Source organism: Aeribacillus sp. FSL K6-1305, from assembly GCF_038050115.1.
In the GTDB taxonomy this organism is placed as follows: Bacteria; Bacillota; Bacilli; order Bacillales; family Aeribacillaceae; genus Aeribacillus; species Aeribacillus composti.
The window spans coordinates 450,266-468,446 of sequence record NZ_JBBOQV010000001.1 but is presented as its reverse complement, the minus strand read 5'-3'; the positions used below and the strand labels follow the sequence as shown (position 1 = coordinate 468,446).

The window sequence follows — 18,181 nt, the reverse complement described above, 5'->3', positions numbered from 1 at the left end:
GAGAGGAGAAACCAAAATGGAAGCAGCTGTTCAAAAACAGAATATGGGTCAAATTACATTATACAGAATATTATTTATTATCGGATTTGTTCATCTTCTAAACGATTCGATTCAAGCTGTTATTCCAGCAGTTTTCCCTATATTGGAAAAATCAATGAATCTTACATATATGCAGCTTGGATTCATTACATTCAGCCTTCAGCTAACGGCATCTTTGCTTCAGCCTGCTGTCGGGTTTTATACAGATAAAAAGCCGATGCCTTATTTGCTGCCCATCGGGCTTACGTGTACGTTTTTCGGCATGCTGGGACTTGCTTTTGCACCTAATTATTGGATTGTTTTAGTTTCGGTATTTTTCGTCGGAATCGGTTCAGCCGTTTTTCATCCGGAAGGTTCAAGAGTGGTGCATTTAGCAGCGGGAGAACGAAAAGGGCTCGCCCAATCCATTTTTCAAGTTGGAGGTAATGCCGGACAATCTCTGGCTCCCATTATGACAGCTCTTATTTTCGTCCCTATGGGACAATTTGGCGCGATTTGGTTTACTTTAATTGCCGGCATGGCCGTCATCGTCCTTCTATACATTGCAAATTGGTATAAGGAAAAGCTCGACAGCCGAAAAAAAACAAGCGCAAAAAAAGCCGTTGTGCAAGTTCCTGCCGCTCGAAAAAAGCAAGTGAAAATTGGACTTATGCTGCTCATCTTCTTAGTTTTTGCTCGTTCATGGTATCATGCAGCAATCACTAATTTTTACCCTTTTTATTTAATTCATGAACATGGACTTTCCATCAGCAAAACACAGCTATATATTTTTATATTTTTAGCAGCAGGTGCAATCGGAACATTTTTAGGAGGGCCGCTTTCAGATCGTTTCGGAAGACGGAATATCATTGCTTTCTCAATGCTTGGATCAGCTCCGCTGGCGGTCATTTTGCCTTATGTGAATGAATTTTGGGCAATTCCAATAATGCTCATTAACGGCTTTATTATTTTGTCAAGCTTTTCTGTAGTTGTCGTATACGCACAAGAGCTAATGCCTGGAAAAATCGGAACTGCATCAGGCTTAATGGTCGGTCTTGCCTTCGGTTTAGGCGCTTTAGGATCAGTCGTGCTCGGTGCTCTCGCGGACTTATTCGGCTTAAAGCCAGTTATGATCGCGTGCGGCTTTCTTCCATTTATCGGCATGCTCTCCATGCTTTTACCTTCCGATCAAAAGCTGAAAGAATGGACATCTTAACATTTTTACAAGACAGCAGCTACTTTTCAATTGATGTGAAACAAAAGACAAAGTTGTTTTGACAATAAAAAAAGATTGAATGAAGTTAAAACCAATGAACAATTTTTTGTTCAAATGTAATAAATGAAAGCTTTTATTTGTACTAAGGAACGAATGAACACAGAAATAATAAAAGGCGTTTTTCGGCTGTCCATCAACTTTTCAGCCTGAGAAAACGCCTTTTGTGTTCTTTTATTCTTGAAAAGCACGGTCACCGAAAATTTTTAACGTTATATCATCTGCTGGAGGATTATGAAGACCGCATCTGACATCCCGATAGTAGCGCTCCAATGGGTATTCTTTTCTTAAGCTTTGTCCGCCTGCAATTCGCATGGCTAGGTCAACGACTTTGATCGCACTGTTTGTGGCAACATATTTTACGGCAGCCAGCTCATGCCCCATTTGTTCGTGTAAATGCGGCTGTTCATCCCATTTTTTCGCCACACTGTACATAAAATGCCGTGCGCTTGTAAGCTCCAGATCCATTTCAGCTGTTTTTCGCCGCACTTCCGAAAGTTCTGAAATTGGATGAGAAAGACTGGCAGGTTGATACTCTTTTGCATATTTGACAGCAAAGTTTCTTGCGGCGATAGCGATCCCGAGGTAGCAGGCAGGAATATGTAAAAGCCATCCTTTCGGAGTGGAAGGACTGAATGTAGCTTGTCTGATCGAAACGAGAGCGTCTTTTTCGACCTTTACGTTGTGCAGTAATAAATCGTCGCTTCTTGTCGCGCGCATACCGATTGTATCCCATGTTTCTTTTATGGAAAGCCCCTCTGCTCCTTTTGGGACTAAATATTCGCCAACCTCACCTGTTTCTTCAATTGTTGCGGTTACAATAAAATAATCTAGAATCGGGGCCAGTGATGTGAACGATTTATGGCCATTAATAATCCAGCTGCTTCCTTCTTTTCTTGCCGTTGTTTTTGGTTTTCCGCCTCTTGCAGGACTTCCGGCAGCCGGTTCTGATGCACAGCTATTGATTAATTTTCCTTCAGCGACAATTTCTTCGCAAATGCGCTCAAACGTGCGTTCATCCCATTTTTTTGATTCGGATAAATCCATTACGATTCCATTATGCCACCCTAACGATAAACCTGTCGCTCCATCTCCTTCTGCAATTTTTTCTTGAACAAGCAGAAATTCATATAAAGAAATTTCATTTCCTCCATATTTTTTTGGCACAGTTAATTTCAGAAATCCTTCCGTTTTTAAATCTGAAAAGTTTTCAAATGGAAACGAAGATTCCTGATCATTTTTCGCGGCTCGCTCCGCGAACTTCTCCGCAAGTTTTTCGGCTTTTTCTCTTAATTCTCGATGCGATTTGTTGACAATAACCATTTCATCTAAAAAATTCATATTCTTCACACACCTGTTTCTTTTTCTTTCTTTTCTATCTCTATTGTAGCTCTATTATTCATTTTCGTTAAGCAATCCAATTGGTTTTATTTTAATTTTTTTGGTAAAATACAGAAAAAAATATGTAGGAAATAAAGGAGAATGATGATGACAACTTTCAAACAGCAGCTTGAAAAATATGCAGAACTTGCCGTCAAGGTCGGAGTCAATGTTCAAAAAGGACAAGAATTGTTCATTTCTGCAAGCATAGATGCAAAAGAACTCGTCCGATTTATTGCGGAAAAAGCTTATGAGGTTGGTGCAAGGAATATTCATATCGACTGGCAAGATGATGTTTTAACAAGATTAAAATATGAAAAGGCTCCTGATGACGTGTTTTTAGAATATCCTGAATGGAAGTCTCTCGAAAGAACTGCCCTAGCAGAAAGAAATGCAGCTTTTATTTCTATTGTGTCCCAAAGCCCTGATTTATTAAAAGGCATTCAGCCTGAGAGAATCGCTAATTTCCAGAAAGCGTCTGGAACGGCTTTAAATACGTTTCGCAGATACATACAATCGGATAAAGTCAGCTGGACGGTTATCGCTGCCGCAAGCGAAGAATGGGCGGAGAAAGTTTTTCCAAATGAAGAAAAATCGCTTCGAGTTGAAAAATTATGGAATGCTATTTTTCAAGCAACACGTATTAATGAGGAAGATCCGGTTTCTGCATGGAAAAAACATAATGAAAACCTTCATCAAAAAGTCGATTATTTAAATGCGAAAAAATATAGAAAACTCCATTATCAAGCTCCTGGAACGGATTTAACTATTGAACTGCCTGAAAAGCACCTATGGGTGGGTGCAGGAAGCGTTAATGAAAAAGGCGTTTCTTTCATGGCAAACATGCCTACAGAAGAAGTGTTCACAGCTCCGAAAAAAGATGGGGTAAATGGTTATGTGACTAGCACAAAACCGTTAAGCTACGGCGGAAATTTAATCGAAAATTTTGTAATCACATTTGAACGAGGACGCATTACAAATGTAACAGCCGAAAAAGGCGAAGAAATTTTGAAGCAATTAGTCGAAACAGATGAAGGCTCTCATTATTTAGGTGAAATTGCTTTAGTACCTCATAACTCACCGATCTCAAAGTCAAATCTTTTATTTTATAACACGTTGTTTGACGAAAATGCTTCAAACCATTTAGCGATCGGCAGCGCCTATGCATTTTGCTTAGAAGGCGGAAAAACGATGACAGAGGATGAATTGAAACAGCATGGTCTCAACACGAGCATTACACATGTTGATTTTATGATCGGAAGTGCAGAAATGGACATCGACGGCATTCTTCCGGACGGCACACGTGAACCAATCTTCCGAAAAGGAAATTGGGCGTTTTAAAAAAGGGCCGGCTGATCGTTTCTCATGAAAGCCTTGCTTAAATATTGCACAACACTTAGCTGAAACTGTATCGTACATCCTTAACGTTTGTTTCAGGCAAGTCAGTAAAAGCTCTATATTTCTCGTTTTGCTTATTTGCTGCATCAACATCATCATAGTATTTGTCTTCTTTGAATCGAATCGTACTTTATCATGCTAATGGGCGGTCATTTGACTTTGCCCTTTTCATTCTTATTCAAAGAAAAAAACAGCCAAACTTTATAATGATCCACTATGCGAAAAGGAGAACGTAAAAAATGGAATTGTCCATCATTTTAAGTTTTCTTGCAGCTTCTATTTTATTAACCGTTGCACCAGGACCCGATAATTTATTTGTCATTGCACAAAGCATGTCTTACGGCTTTCGAGCGGGGTTCATCACTACTCTCGGACTTTGCACCGGACTTATCGGACATACTTTAATCGCATCACTCGGACTGTCAGCCATACTCTATCAATCTACTGTTATTTTTACAGCTATTAAATCTGTCGGTGCGATCTATCTGTTATATTTAGCATGGGAATCTTATAAGGAAGGGAAATCAGCAGTTTCCGGTAAAATAGCAAATGTAAAAAGTCTTTCACTCTTTTCTTTATATAAAAGAGGCATCTTGATGAACCTGTTAAATCCGAAGGTGTCATTGTTCTTTTTAGCTTTCTTGCCGCAGTTTGTATCAACAAACAGCGTCCATGTTCAGCTCGACATGTTTGTGCTAGGTCTTATTTTCATTGTACAGGCATTGGTATTGTTTTCCTTATTTTCAGCATTAGCCGGCAAAATAAAAATTCTGTTTCAATCTAAAAAAACAGTTTCTGCTATTCATTACGGCAAATCTATTTTATTTGCAGTTCTTGGCGGAAAGCTGCTTTTTACAAAAATTTAGTAGATACAATGAGGGGGAACGTCAGGAGCGAAATTTTTTTCGCTCCAGTTTTTTTACTCTGCCCCCTACTTCATTTGTTTAGAAGATGAATGTCCGAATCAACATCATTACTTTCCCGCACTATTTTTTCTTAAGGCAGTAAGATCGATTTTTTCAACATGTTTTAAAGCCGTTCCAACTCATTCTTTTTACAGCTTCTTTTGTCTGCTGTAATTCTACGTTTATTAATCTATTTGTCCTCCTAAATAACTGAATTCTTCCTATCATCCTTCTCCCAAAAAACAAAATCGTCAAGCTGAATAATTATCATTCCAATCATTTGAAGGTGTTTATTCATTTTAACCTTCTAATTCGCATATATTTGTACAAATGAGAGGTGAACATGGTGAACGCAGAAAAAACTAAGCCGGCTCTACAAATAAAAACATTTTTTGAACATCGTTTGCAGCGGTTTCTTCAGCATCTTTTTTTATCGATCATTTGCGGATATATTTTATACTACTTAGTTAATTAAATGCAGAATAAACGCAGCGAATTCATAACAAAGAGACTTCACATTTTTAGTACGTGAAGTCCGAAACTGCCCATAATAAACAAACGATGACGAAAGCAAAAGCGCTGCAATCGGTATTTCCAGGGCTTTCCGGAAAGCGAAATCCTCAATATATCAACGTTTCTAAAACAATAATGAGGGCTTCTATTATGCGAAAAAACGAATTAAAGATACCCCTAAAAAAACATGCCTTGGCTCGCAAGCTTCTTTGAAGACGGAGTTAAAAAATTCAAATTGAAAAAGACCGCACAATTTCATTAATAAATTGTGCGGTCTTCATCATTTTAACAGCTCGATCCATAAGTAAAAAAGATTACTCAGTTTTCTCCTGTTTCTTTTTAAATGTTCGATAGACGAAGAAAAATATAATAAGCGCCAATAAAACAATTGGCAAATTCCCTACAACGAGCACAACAATCCAAGATGCCGCCTGAACAATCCAATGAATGCTTGTCAAAAATTGTTCTTTCGTTTTTTCCCACGTATTAAAATCCTTTGAAAAATTTTCATGAGATTTTATTTCTGTTAATTGCAGTTCAACTGTTGCATAGTCTGTTCTATTTTCAATATATTTTATTCTGCCCTTTAATTGTTCGATTTCTTCTTGGACAGCTGCCAAATCTTCCGAAATTTTCAACAAGTCTTCTGTTTTCTCAGCCGACTCCATAAATTTAAGGAGCCGAGCTTCAACCGCTTGCTTCGATTTCAATCGAGAGTTTAAATCGACATATTCTTCTGTTTGATCTTCACCAGTCATTTGCTCCGATTTGACTGATTTGCTTGCCTTTTTCACTTCCTCTATAAATCGTTGAAGTTCATTTTGAGGAATGCGGAACGTTACATATGCCTCGATCTTTCCATCCTGTTCCACTGCATTTGATTGAATGATATAGCCCCCTCTGCTTTCGGCCTTCTTTGTTAAGTTTGCAATCGTTTCATCATAGCTTACCACTTCTGCCGTTATATTCGCAGTGTACATAACTTTTCGTTCGTTTGAGTATGTGCTGGCAGCTGATTTCGCTTCAACTGTTTCCATTTCTCCTTTTTTTTCAATTTTTTTCTCTATCATTGTCTGATCCATTTTAGCACTTTCTACGGACGATTTTTGTTCTGAATTGCTGCAGGCGGCCAAGAAGAGCAGCAACAAACCAATCAAGACTTTCTTCATTTTCATCATCTCCAGTTAATGACAGTTTATGGATTAGACGAAATAATGAAGCAAAGGTATCTTAAATAGATGAATAAAATGTGTGCAAACAAATGAAAGTGTGCTACTATAATAAACGTACTTGCGCTTGAAACCTTTCGCTTTTACCATTCGTCTAACATAAGGAAATTCTACTCTTCTAAAAAAATCATTTTCATAAAGTTGGTGGGCTTCATGGATTCTAACAAAAAGGCGCAATCGCGGTTTGATTATCAATTAGCATTTATTATATTTCTACTATTTTGCGCGAGCTGCGTGGCCATTTACGGAGCGCAAATGACTTCAGGGCAATATGCGGTAAACTTTATTTTTAAGCAAATTGCCTTCTATGCAGCCAGCTGTCTTATTGCCGGAGTTGTCATGCTGTTCGATTCAGAACAAATTCAAAAAATGACATGGTATTTATACGGTTTTGGGATATTTCTTCTATTTTTGTTAATGATTTCACCGGCAAAAATTGCTAAAGAAATAAATGGCGCTAAAGCATGGTTTACTCTTCCCGGTTTTTCGTTTCAACCTTCAGAAATCATGAAAGTTTTCTTAATCATTGCTTTGAGCCATATTATTTGCAAGCATCATCAAAAGTATTTGCATCGAACCATTCAAACCGATCTCATTTTGTTATGTAAAATGGGTGTGACGACAGCAGTACCGGTATTGTTCGTTATACTGCAGCCTGACTTTGGGACTGCGCTTGTCATGTTTGCCATTTTAGCCGGCCTTATTCTTGTTTCAGGTATATCTTGGCGGATTCTTACATTAGGGTTTCTCATCGTAACCCTCTTTGCTGCAACAATTTTTTATCTTGTATTGCGAATGCCTGAATTTCTTGCCAAATATTTAGGTGTCAAGCAATATCAGTTCGGCCGGATTTATGCATGGTTAAATCCCGAAGGATATAAAAGCGCTGAAGGCTATCATTTGCTCAATTCTCTAAAAGCTATCGGATCTGGACAAATTTTCGGAAAAGGGGTTGGGCATGGACAAGTATATATCCCTGAAAACCACACCGACTTTATATTCAGTGTGATTGGGGAGCAATTTGGATTTATCGGCACTTGTATTGTCATTAGTTTATTTTTCTTATTAATCTATCACATCATTAAAGTGTCAATTGAAACAACTGAACCGTTTAATAGCTATCTTTGTACTGGCGTCATCAGCTTGTTTGTCTTCCATGTATTTCAAAATGTCGGCATGACGATTGGCCTTCTGCCGATCACAGGTATACCGCTTCCTTTTATCAGCTATGGAGGAAGCTCCCTTATTGGCAGCATGATGGCGATCGGATTGATTTTCAGTATCCGATGGCACCATCGTGTATCTATGTTTTCAAAAGAATAGGGCTTGTCTAAAAAGTCCATAAAAACAGAGCGAATGGAGAAAACAATGAGTTTTTCCATTCGCTCTGTTTCCTTATTTTTGAAATTGGTTTGGGAATTTGCGGCCCATTTCAGTATGTTGTGGGCCATTGCCACAATCCCGAATTCTGTTCGGACTTTATGAAGCCCCCGTAACAGAAATCGAGTGAAACGCAAATTGCCCTTGATGTTACCGAACACACTTTCGACATCCACTTTACGCTTCGCATAAAGAGCTGCCTTTTGTTCGTCACCAAGAGCTGCTTTGGCTTTCGCTTTCATTTCTTCATAAATCGTGTTCCAATATACTCGACGATTTCCTTTGGCTTTCGTACACCCATTCTTCAACGGGCAATCCGTACAATCTTCACACTCGTACACTTTCAAATCTTGTATGTATCCAGATGCATTTTTTCTTTTTTGATAATACTTGAATACGACTTTCCGATTGTTCGGACAGATAAAGCAATCGTCTTCTTCGATGTATTTCCAGTTTTGTACTTTTGATAAATCCTTTTTAAACTTTTTACTTTGTTCCTTCAAATAGGTTTGGTATGGGGCTAATAATTCAAAACGAGGTTCTTTTTCTTCGCCAATCGCATATAAATAGTTTTCTTCACTCGCATATCCTGCATCGGCAATGACATACTTGAGTTTCTTTTCCTTCGGCATCGATTCCAATAACTTTTCCATAAATGGTTGGAAACAGCGAGTATCTCCTGGATTTTGATAAATTTCAAATCCCACGATAAATTGATGTTGTGTGGCGAGTTGAACATTATAACCCGCCTTGAGTTGGCCGTTTTTCATATGGTCCTCTTTCATTCGCATAAAAGTGGCCTCATGGTCGGTTTTCGAGTAGCTATTTCGTTCACCTAGAATCTGTTTTTGTACTTTGTATTTTCGTAATCGTGGAAGATAATCCGTTTGAATCGTTTTCAGTTGTTTGGTGAGTTGGGATTTTTTAGAGCGAAGTTCTTTTTTTCTTTCTTTGTCTTCTTCCTGTTTATAATCTTTTTCCAAAGCTTCTATTCTCTCAGAAAGTTGTGCCGATGATTTTTCTAATTCTTCTTCTAATTGTTCTTCTTTTAATTCCTCCAAGGCGATTTGGTGCGCTTCTTGTAGAAACGATTGAATTTTGGCTCGTAGTTTCTGATCATATTTTTCTACGGATTTTCGCCATACAAACGTATATTTGTTGGCATTCGCTTCTATTTTCGTACCATCCACAAAAATATGGTCGAGGTCGATAAGTCCTTGTTCTACTAGTTGAAGGACAAATTGTTCAAATACAGAATCCATCATGTTTGACATACGAACACTACGAAAATCATTTATTGTGCGATGGTCAGGGGTTTGCAATCCCGCCAACCACATCATCGGAAGATTTTCTTTCACCATTTGCGCTATTTTCCGACTTGAATAAACATTTTGAGTGTACGCATATAAAATCACTTTCAATAACATTTTAGGGTGATAGGGTGCACGACCCCCACCAACATAATGAGTATACAACACTTCATCCGGAATCGATTCCACCATTTCATCCACTAAACGGGCGACATGATTTTCAGGAATATACATTTCGATATCTAAAATGCTCATGACTTGACGATTGCAATAAGGTTGGAAAACTAGTTTTTTGCGTTTCTTATTCTTTTGAACCTCTATTTTTTGAATACCCTCTAGAGTCATTTCTAATTGCGTGTTATAATTTTCTTGAATAGTCATTTGATTATTCATAAGAAATCGTCCTTTCTGTAGAATGTTTTTTGGTCAATTTCATTCTATAAAAAAGGACGATTTTTTTGTACCCTAAAAACAGAAAAAAGGGCTGAGCCCAAGGTCGATTCAATCGACTTTTCGGACAGCCCCTTTTTTGTTTTGTTTAAAGAAACAGATTGTATTAGCATTCATTTTTGATTTTTTCTCGCCTATGGAAGGCAGAGGTAGCAGCTTTCTGTGTCACTCATATCTTAACGATTCGATTGGATCCAGTCTTGCAGCCTTGTTTGCCGGCAATAGTCCAAAGAGAATTCCAATAAACATGGAGAACAACAGTCCACCGACGACAACCTGCCACGATACTAATGAAGGCCAACCGGCAAAAATGGACACGATGGAAGCAATTCCTGCACCTAATAAAATCCCTAAGGTTCCCCCAATTAGTGTTAATGTCATCGATTCTATCAAAAACTGCAGCAAGATTTGGCTTCTTGTTGCCCCTAGCGCTTTACGGATCCCGATTTCCCTCGTTCTCTCGGTAACGGAGACAAGCATGATGTTCATAACGCCGATACCGCCAACTACGAGAGATATTCCCGCAATACTTCCGATAATCATGGTCATAATACGGGTAATTTGGCCAATGGATTCCGCAATTTCTTCAAAATTCACCACTTGATACGAATCTTCCGTCTTGTGCATTCTGTTTAGCAATTGCTCCGCTTTTTCCCCTGCAGCTTTGATTTCGTCAGCGCTAACTGCTTCAAGCGTTACTTGTGTATAATTCGTTTGGCCGAAAGCATTTCGATAGGCCGTCCATGGAGTGTAAATTTCCGACATGCCAAAGGCAAAAATTCCTGTCGGTTTTTCAAGTATGCCGATAATTTCAAACGGCTGATTCGATACCCAAACGACCTCGCCAATCGGATTTTGACTTTTAAATAAATCTTTTGCTAGTTGGTCGCTAATAATCGCAACACGCCTGCCGCCTAAAAAATCCGCTTCAGTAAACAGTCGGCCTTTATGAATGTTTAATTGATTGACATCCATATATGCAGCATTGATCCCATAGACCGTGGCATCGATTGTTTCTTCTTTATACCTTATTTGATAAGAACTTGTCGTGGAAGCAACAACCTGTTTAACTTCAGGGATCTCTTTCAACGCTTCAACATCTTCTTGGGTAAACGGATCCACTAACATTGCGTTCGGATTTGCTTTCAACTCTTCTTCACTTGGTTGATAATACACTTCTATCGTATTGCTGCTGCCTGCAATTTGGGCTTTTAAGGCTTGTTCGCCCCCTTGGCCGATTGCTACAACTAAAATAACAGATCCGACACCGATAATTATTCCTAGCATTGTCAGAATTGAACGGAGCTTATGGGCAAAAATGGAGGAAAACGCCATCCGAAAATTTTCCATCAAATTCATAATGTGCTCCCCCGTCCCAAATCTTCTTGTAAAATTTCTCCATCTCTTACTACAATCGTACGCTTAGCAAATTGAGCCACTTCATGTTCATGCGTTACGACAATGATGGTTGTCCCTTCTTTATTTAGCATTGTAAATTGTTCCATAATTGCTTCGCTTGTTTTCGTATCCAATGCACCAGTCGGTTCATCTGCCAAAATGAGCTTTGGATTATTCACAATGGCTCGAGCTATTGCCACCCGTTGTTTTTGGCCTCCCGATAATTCGTTTGGCATATGCTGAATTCTATCGCCGAGTCCAACCTTTATTAAAGCCTGCTTAGCGAGTTCATCCCGCTGTTTTTTTCCAATGCCGGCGTAAATCATTGGCAGCTCTACATTTTTTAAGGCGCTCAACCGCGGCAGAAGATGAAACTGCTGAAAAACAAAACCGATTTTCTTGTTGCGTATTTTGGCCAATTCTTGATCATCAAGGGACGATATATCCTTCCCTTCAAAATAGTAAGCACCTGATGTCGGGCGGTCCAAACAGCCAATAATATTCATGAGAGTTGATTTGCCGGAACCGGACGGCCCCATAATGGCCACAAAATCCCCCTGCCGGATTTCTAAATTGATTTTTTTGAGCACATCCATTGTTTCTTTACCGTTTCTATAAGATTTCGTCACATCTTCCAGCTTGATCATTTGATTGTCACTTCCACGCCTGCTTTGATTTCATCAGATGGTTCACGAACAATTTCATCATCTTTTGTTAAACCGCTCGTCACCTCAATATATTCATCGGTTGAAGTACCGGTTTTAATTTCTTTTCTTGTTATTTTTCCGTTTTTCACTACATAAACATATTGTTGATCATCATCTTGTTGAACAGCGGTAAGAGGAATAACATTCGCTTTTTTTCTTTCCGTTTCAATTTCCATAATCAATTTAAAGCCTGGCTTCACCGGAATGTTCTGATCTTGGACAAGAACTTCCACTGGATACTGGACAGCCTCGTTTCCTGTTTCCGCCGCCATCTCACTGCCTTGTTGAGGCAAAATGCCAATTTTCAATACTTTTCCTTTCCATTTTGCATCAGGCACCACATCAGATTTTAAAACTACAGGCTGACCTTCTTTAATTTTTAAAGAATCGTATTCAGAAATGACCCCTTCCACTTTCATTTTGTTCAAACTGCCAATATGTATGAGCGGCTTCACATTTTCGCCCATTGCTACTGCTGCGTCTTCATCTACGGTAATCACAATTCCATCAACTTCGCTTTTCACTTCAAGTTCTAAAATCTTCTTTTCTACTGTTTCCAGTTGAATCTTCTGTTGTTTAAGCTCAAGATTCGTCATTTTCTTATCCATTTGCAGTTGATTTTTTTCATTTTCTATTTGCTTTTCTGCTTCTTCTTTACCGACTTGTTTCTTCAATTCTTCTTCTTTTTTCTTCAGATCATCCAACTGCTCATTGATTTGATCTAGTTTGATATAGCTTTGTTCAATCGAAAGCTTGGCCTGTTCCTTTTCAAGCTCTAATTGTTCGTTTTCATAAATGACGAGAGGTGCTCCTTTTTTTATTTTGTCCCCTTCTTTGACAAGGATTTTTTTGATCTTTCCTCTTTCAGCATCATAATAAATTTTTTGTTCATTCATTAATTGAAGAGTACCGGGAATCATAACATTCCCGGTAATTTCTTTTTGCTCCAATTTGACTGTTTCTACAGTCGGATTTTCCTTCGATGCAGCACGAAAAATACTGATCCCAACAAATAAAGCGATGATAACTGCTACTCCTACACCGATCAAAACTTTCTTTCTCATACTATAACTATGCCCCCACTAATGATTGTGTTGCTCCAGATAATGTCAATAGCAGACTGCCAAGAATGAATAAAACGATTGAAATAGTCCAAGATGCACCTTTTGACAGTTGACCTACATGATGAAGCCCAAAAGCGGTCAATATTGTTCCCCAAATTCCAAAAATTTCGATAGATGACAAAAATGATCCAAGCGCCCCTTCAGCTCCTACAATACTGTTTAAACTAGTAAATACTTGATTAGTGATGTCTCCTCCACCGACAAAATATAAAATAATCGCATTTAACAGTGTTCCTATTGATGTAACAAGAGAAATAAAAACGGTCATTGAAAACATTTGTTTAAAACGAATTTGTTTTCCGGCAATTTTTACAATGGCAAAAAGAATGAGTGCCGAAATCAATAGTGTAATAAGTCCGCCAATGATACCAGACACAAGTGCACCGACTGTTGTAAATGCGCCGACGTAAGCTGCTCCTTCTGCACCTAATTCCTCTTCCACGATGCTATAGTCGACTGATAACACTGAAAGGTAAGCTGCCAAAGATGAAATAATAATGACAACAATTAATGGAAGCAATACTTTTGGCTGTTGTTTGATCCGCTCAAGCGTCTCAATCGGACTTGTCACAATCCCTAACAACGACGGTTTATCCACTTTTTCATTTGAATGCTGAATGTTCAGTTGCTCACTCATTAAAGTCATCTCCTCCATTATAATGATTATTTTCAATTTATTTTACGAGATTGATAAGAATGAAGTTTCACATTTTTTGAATTTCTTACAAATATTTTGAAAAACTTCCCTTAACATGATGAAAAGACCGCAGAAATACATTCTACGGTCTTTTACAGGTTATTAACTCTTTGGTTATCATTTTGTCCGCATGTTGTCTAGCTCTAATTTGCTCCTGCTTGCCACGTTTTTTTAAAACGGAGCTTGGGTTTGCTGTGCTGATTGCTGGTTTTGCTGGCGCACTTCATTGACGTTTGTTTGGCTCGCTTGTCCGCTTAACGGATTAAAGCTGAAGCCGGACGTTTGCTGCGATTGATACTGGTTCGGTATTTGCTGCGCTGATTGCTGATTTTGCTGACGCACTTCATTGACGTTCGTTTGGCTTGCTTGTCCGCTTAACGGATTGAAGCTGAAGCCGGATGATTGCTGCGATTGATACTGATTCGGTATTTGCTGTGCTGATTGCTGGTTTTGCTGGCGCACTTCATTGACATTCGTTTGGCTCGCTTGTCCGCTTAACGGATTAAAGCTGAAGCCGGACGATTGCTGCGTTTGATATTGGTTCGGTATTTGCTGTGCTGATTGCTGGTTTTGCTGGCGCACTTCATTGACGTTCGTTTGGCTTGCTTGTCCGCTTAACGGATTGAAGCTGAAGCCGGACGATTGCTGCGCTTGATATTGATTCGGTATTTGCTGTGCTGATTGCTGGTTTTGCTGGCGCACTTCATTAACGTTTGTTTGGTTCGCTTGTCCGCTTAACGGATTGATGCTGAAGCCTGATGATTGACTTTGATATTGATTTTGCGGTTGTTGAGCTTGGTATACTGCTTGATACTGGTTTTTCGGTTGATAATTTTGCAGCTGCTGTGCTTGACTATGAAGCGACTGAGCCAAATTTTCAATTTGCTGCAAATTTTGCACCGCATTTTGTTCCTTTTGTCCAAATGCTTGTGTCTGTTGTGCTGTAAATTGATTTGAGCTAAATGCTTGATTAGCGTTTTGCTGTTCTTGCTGTTTCAGTACTTTGGCAATTTGTTGAATTTGCTGCAATGCTTGCTGCGCTTGATTTACATACGATTGAATGCGTTGCGGCACTCTTTTTCCCTCCTTATCATTTAAATTCATTTTATTTTTTTGTAATCACCTAATTTTTATTCATAAAAAAATGTGCTTTACATCACAATTCACCATTTTTTCACAATCAAGATTCCTAGGTTCTGGTAAAATATTGGTATATAGATGGTTTCCTTCTTGAAAGGAGGTTTTATAATGGTCAAACAAGTGGCGGATCCATTCTTAACCGATCCATTGAGTGCTTTGCATGAATATTTCGACGGAATCATAAACGTGAGGGAAGGGACGTATCTTTTTCAAGAAGGCATGGAGGTTCATGAATTATATTGCATCCAATCCGGCTTGGTGCAAATAAGCAAAACAACTTCAGATGGAAGAGAATTGGCGCTAAAGATCTGCAAAAAAGGCGACCTTATTGGTGAATTTTCTTTTTTTTCAAATGATCCGAAGCACATATTTAACGCAAAAGTTTTGGAAAACAGTTCTATTTATTTTATAAAAAAAGAACGATTAGAATGCAAACTGTTTGAAAATCCGAATCTTAGTCTTTCGTTCCTAAAATGGATGAGCGAGCAATATCAAATTACTCAAACAAAATTCCGCGATTTGATTTTAAACGGGAAGAAAGGTGCCTTATACTCCACACTCATACGAATGGCGAACAGCTATGGAGTAGAAACTGAAAATGGCATTCTCATCAATATCGACATGACCAATCAGGAGCTTGCGAATTTTTGCGGAGCGACTAGAGAAAGCATCAATCGAATGTTGAGCAATTTGCGGAAAAAAGGCGTAATTTCTTTTCAAAATAAAAAAATCACCATTCACGATCTTCAATATTTAAAAGATGAAATCAATTGTGAAAATTGCCCCGTTTCTTACTGCCGAATTGATTAAATTGTAAAAACATCTTATATGCGCCTTGTCTTTCAGAGATGGAGCCGGAACTTTAAACTGGCAAATCGCCAGTTTCTTTGTTTAGTTTTCATTTAACAAAGATCTTGTCGTGCATATATTCTGTCAAGTAAAACAATGAAAATCGGGAATACTATGCCGGGACAATGATTCGATCGCAGGACAGGCATTTTTTTAAAGCGGCTAAGGCTGGAAAAATGAGAACCTGTTCGATCGTTTCGGGGTGTGCTTCATATAAGTGTCTTTAATCTTTTCCTCCAAATGAAAGGTTCCTGATTTGAGGTTTTGTCTTTTCTTTGCCATTAAAAACCCCATCCCAGGCAGACTCTTTACACATCATATAAAATGCATCTGTTTTTCTTGTCTACCTGAGTAGGGGATACCAAATGGAATTTAACTCAAAATTTGGACTTGATTCCTGTCAATTTTAGAATTTCCATATGAAACTTTTATTATGAATACAAAAGCACAACCGGTGCCATTCCCATGTAGGAAAATGTCCGTTCCTTTAGTTCCTTCATTATTATTTAATGCCGATATCGATCTCTCCAATCATCATTAATGACTGGAACGATAAAAGAAGTTGATGATGAATTATAGGATTTCGCAGTTCCTGCTGAATAATGCTTTCGATTTTGCTCACCCTGTAACGCAATCCGCTGATGGATAACGCCAAATCTGCCGCTGTCTGTTCCAAGTTACCGCCATTGACTAGAAAGATGTACAATGTTCGCAGAAACTCGATATTTTTGGGATCATCCAGTTTTAAGTTTCCAAGGCAAGCTTTGGCTATTTTTTTTACCTCTTGTTCATTCTTTTCATTAATCAGCACACCAACAACTCCTAACGATTCAAACGAAATGATTTGTTGGTGTTTCGATGAAACCCTGACCGCTGTAAGTGCTTCTTTATATGCTTCCCCGGCATTTGACACATTGTTTGCTTTGGAGCTGATTCCCCCGTAAAATTTAATAGTAGAGAATTGTGAAGATAGTAAATCAACGATTTTTGACAGCCATGTTTGTATACCCTTTTTGGCAACTTGATCTTCTGTTACCAGCAAAATAAGATGTTTAGCACGCTGGCCAATCAACATGTTTTGTTTTTCATCTTTGCCGTAAGCGGAAAGAAAACTTAAAACTTCTTTTTGCATTTCCAGCTCTTTCGATAAATCATCTTCTTGAAACCGGCAATCCAGCACACAAATATAAAAAGGCTTGGATAAATCCACTCCTATTAAACTAGCTTTCATGATTAAGTCGTGATCATTGCTTTGTTGTCCCGCATTAATGATTTCCTCTAAAAAAAATCCTTTAATCCGTTCATACGATTCTAGCTTCGCTTTTTCATTGAGCAAGCATACCGAGCTGACAGAGGCCAACCGCTCTAAAATCATAGGAGAAATTGAGGCGTTATATTGATGCAAATCGCGATAAACAAACGAACAATATCCTACAATTTTGTTTTGCAAAAATATTGGTGTCATCAGGCAATCATGATGGCGCAAATGAAGAAGTTGTGTTGATGTGACGATGGCTTGAGGCTGGCAAAAAGGATTTTTTCCTACATAGTCAATAAGTTCGTTTTTATATTGTTCTAATTCATTGGAAGTAATCCCGGCATAGGCCATCGGATGAAGGTGCAGGTTCTCAATTAAAACTGGAATATTCGTCGATTGAAACACTTGACGAACTACGGAGTCTAAATTGTTTCCTTTAATGATTTCCTCAGTGAGCTTCTTATGAACAGCCGTCACAAATTTTAAATTATTCCGTTCTTCTAAAAGTTTTTCGTATGTTGCCGCCAACTCTTCTAAGATTGGGGACTCTTCAAGATAGCACAGCTCTTGTTCCGCTTCTTCTCCCCATCGATCCACCGTTTGGCCGATCCAATGGCATTCTTCTTTTCCCATTCCTTGACAAGCAATTTCTTTGAAAATCGTCTTTTCTCCGACAATTTCTGAAACGAAGCCGCTGGCATAACCAGAAAGGGTAAAGCAAACCGGGATGGATGATGTCTCAAAATGGCGCACATGTTCTTCTGCTTCATAGGAATGACACCAATATCCTTCCATTCTGACTTGATATTTTCCATTTTCCCTTCTGACTTCTAAAAAAGTACATCTCGCTTTCACATGACCTTTCATCGTATGCAGCTTTGGGCCACCTTGAATGTACTCCTCTACTGTACAGTTTGCATGATTCATCAATTCTTTCGCGTCTTGTCTACCTAGATTCCATCCATACCGAAACAAAAAACCTTTCATCCGTTCAAATCCCATGTTGCGAATTAAATCTCTGCGCAATAATCCGAGCGCATTTGTCGCCACAATCATCGAGCGGGACTTCCCCATATAAATGTAACCGTTATCAAAATTTAATTCCAGCTGATCTAATGCCGATCTTTTTTTGTTCATATGTTACCACCTTAG

General features: G+C 38.6%; 15 protein-coding genes. 6 read left to right on the top strand and 9 right to left on the bottom strand.

Features of this window, described 5'->3' with window-relative positions; all coding sequences use genetic code 11:
• The first annotated feature begins 16 nt into the window (after nt 1-16).
• A complete protein-coding gene (locus tag NST97_RS02185; RefSeq protein ID WP_066251268.1) occupies nt 17-1,234 on the top strand; it encodes an MFS transporter in 1,218 nt (405 codons plus the stop codon).
• A 231-nt stretch (nt 1,235-1,465) separates the two neighbouring features.
• Here the strand turns inward: NST97_RS02185 and NST97_RS02180 are convergent, their stop codons facing one another.
• Nucleotides 1,466-2,632, bottom strand: a complete 1,167-nt coding sequence (locus NST97_RS02180; RefSeq protein WP_094245627.1) for an acyl-CoA dehydrogenase family protein — start codon at nt 2,630-2,632, stop codon at nt 1,466-1,468.
• 147 nt (nt 2,633-2,779) lie between these two features.
• On the opposite strand from NST97_RS02180, the gene NST97_RS02175 reads away from it, so the two are divergent.
• The 3 genes from NST97_RS02175 (at nt 2,780) to NST97_RS02165 (ending at nt 5,449) form a co-directional block, all read left to right on the top strand.
• Complete coding sequence (locus tag NST97_RS02175; RefSeq protein WP_094245626.1) at nt 2,780-4,012, top strand: aminopeptidase; 1,233 nt, start codon at nt 2,780-2,782, stop codon at nt 4,010-4,012.
• 296 nt (nt 4,013-4,308) lie between these two features.
• Nucleotides 4,309-4,935 (top strand): LysE family translocator, encoded by a 627-nt coding sequence (locus NST97_RS02170; RefSeq protein WP_130157976.1) that lies wholly within the window; start codon nt 4,309-4,311, stop codon nt 4,933-4,935.
• 385 nt (nt 4,936-5,320) lie between these two features.
• A complete protein-coding gene (locus NST97_RS02165) occupies nt 5,321-5,449 on the top strand; it encodes a hypothetical protein (protein WP_327863000.1) in 129 nt (42 codons plus the stop codon).
• Between the two features lie 352 nt (nt 5,450-5,801).
• Here the strand turns inward: NST97_RS02165 and NST97_RS02160 are convergent, their stop codons facing one another.
• Complete coding sequence (locus NST97_RS02160) at nt 5,802-6,656, bottom strand: DUF4349 domain-containing protein (protein ID WP_327855903.1); 855 nt, start codon at nt 6,654-6,656, stop codon at nt 5,802-5,804.
• Nucleotides 6,657-6,869: 213 nt separating this feature from the next.
• Between NST97_RS02160 and NST97_RS02155 the strand changes: the two genes are divergently transcribed.
• Nucleotides 6,870-8,039: an FtsW/RodA/SpoVE family cell cycle protein gene (locus tag NST97_RS02155; RefSeq protein WP_341342879.1), complete on the top strand. Its 1,170-nt coding sequence runs from the start codon at nt 6,870-6,872 to the stop codon at nt 8,037-8,039.
• On the opposite strand, the gene NST97_RS02150 is transcribed toward NST97_RS02155, so the two are convergent.
• From NST97_RS02150 to NST97_RS02125, 6 genes are all read right to left on the bottom strand, one after another.
• Nucleotides 7,943-9,799: an IS1182 family transposase gene (locus NST97_RS02150; RefSeq protein ID WP_341342878.1), complete on the bottom strand. Its 1,857-nt coding sequence runs from the start codon at nt 9,797-9,799 to the stop codon at nt 7,943-7,945. The genes NST97_RS02155 and NST97_RS02150 overlap by 97 nt on opposite strands.
• A gap of 222 nt (nt 9,800-10,021) precedes the next feature.
• Nucleotides 10,022-11,215, bottom strand: coding sequence for an ABC transporter permease (locus NST97_RS02145; RefSeq protein WP_341342877.1), 1,194 nt, complete (start codon nt 11,213-11,215; stop codon nt 10,022-10,024).
• A complete protein-coding gene (locus NST97_RS02140) occupies nt 11,212-11,901 on the bottom strand; it encodes an ABC transporter ATP-binding protein (protein ID WP_063389626.1) in 690 nt (229 codons plus the stop codon). Before NST97_RS02140 ends, NST97_RS02145 begins: the two co-directional genes overlap by 4 nt.
• A complete protein-coding gene (locus NST97_RS02135) occupies nt 11,898-13,025 on the bottom strand; it encodes an efflux RND transporter periplasmic adaptor subunit (RefSeq protein WP_063389625.1) in 1,128 nt (375 codons plus the stop codon). Before NST97_RS02135 ends, NST97_RS02140 begins: the two co-directional genes overlap by 4 nt.
• A gap of 7 nt (nt 13,026-13,032) precedes the next feature.
• Nucleotides 13,033-13,722 (bottom strand): Yip1 family protein, encoded by a 690-nt coding sequence (locus NST97_RS02130; protein ID WP_063389624.1) that lies wholly within the window; start codon nt 13,720-13,722, stop codon nt 13,033-13,035.
• Nucleotides 13,723-13,953: 231 nt separating this feature from the next.
• Nucleotides 13,954-14,856, bottom strand: a complete 903-nt coding sequence (locus tag NST97_RS02125; protein WP_341342876.1) for a hypothetical protein — start codon at nt 14,854-14,856, stop codon at nt 13,954-13,956.
• Between the two features lie 174 nt (nt 14,857-15,030).
• Here NST97_RS02125 and NST97_RS02120 point away from each other — a divergent pair, with 174 nt between their 5' ends.
• Nucleotides 15,031-15,732: a Crp/Fnr family transcriptional regulator gene (locus tag NST97_RS02120; RefSeq protein WP_341342875.1), complete on the top strand. Its 702-nt coding sequence runs from the start codon at nt 15,031-15,033 to the stop codon at nt 15,730-15,732.
• A 541-nt stretch (nt 15,733-16,273) separates the two neighbouring features.
• On the opposite strand, the gene NST97_RS02115 is transcribed toward NST97_RS02120, so the two are convergent.
• Nucleotides 16,274-18,166, bottom strand: coding sequence for a XylR N-terminal domain-containing protein (locus NST97_RS02115; protein WP_341342874.1), 1,893 nt, complete (start codon nt 18,164-18,166; stop codon nt 16,274-16,276).
• Nucleotides 18,167-18,181 lie beyond the last annotated feature (15 nt).